A 639-nucleotide genomic window follows, 5' to 3' on the forward strand; every position below is an offset into this window, starting at 1 on the left:
CGATAGGCACCGATTCCGGGACCGACGACGACGAATCGTCCGACGTACATACACGACAGTGGATAGAACAGGGGCAAATAGTTGGTGGTTTATGCACGTCTGTTCTGTTGTATGTCACTAGTTTGCACGCGAGGGCCGACACGCAACGTTTACAAATGCCCACGAATTACGAAGTGATGCGAAGTTCCATGGGGTAGTGGCCAATCCTGTTGCCTTCTGGGGGCAACGACCCAGGTTCGAATCCTGGTGGAACTATACTGGTTCGCGCGGTTCGAACGTCGGAAGGTAGCTTCCGGAAGTTCGAATCCTGGTGGAACTATTCTTCGTTCTCTACACTCTTCGGGGCGACGCTGTCCCCTGTTCTCCAGTTGAAACGAAGGGGTAGGTTTCAGAAACCCAAGGGGTGTGTTTCGAGTGGAGTTGTTGCTGACGGATTCTCAGACCGTCCGAATACGGGCGATACGGGTCGTGAAAACCGCTTAGCGTTCGACCGCGAGCAGCGCGACTCGTTCTTTGACCAGTGCGGGGAGGTCGCCGTCGGCGACGCGCAACTCCGTCTCGCCCACGTCGAACACCTCGCGGACGAGCGCTTCGTCGTAGTCACCGAGGGTCTCCGCGGGTTCGAGGTCGAGTCGGTCG

Annotated in this window: 1 tRNA gene and 1 pseudogene; one reads left to right on the top strand and one right to left on the bottom strand. The window is 57.1% G+C overall.

Features of this window, described 5'->3' with window-relative positions:
* Positions 1–182: 182 nt before the first annotated feature.
* Positions 183–255, top strand: a tRNA-Gln gene (locus DVK06_RS16890).
* A 224-nt stretch (positions 256–479) separates the two neighbouring features.
* On the opposite strand, the pseudogene DVK06_RS16895 reads toward DVK06_RS16890, so the two are convergent.
* A pseudogene (locus tag DVK06_RS16895) lies at positions 480–639 on the bottom strand (KEOPS complex component); the annotation flags it as partial.

It is taken from the genome of Halorubrum sp. Atlit-28R (genome assembly GCF_003665955.1).
GTDB classification, from domain to species: Archaea; Halobacteriota; Halobacteria; order Halobacteriales; family Haloferacaceae; genus Halorubrum; species Halorubrum tropicale.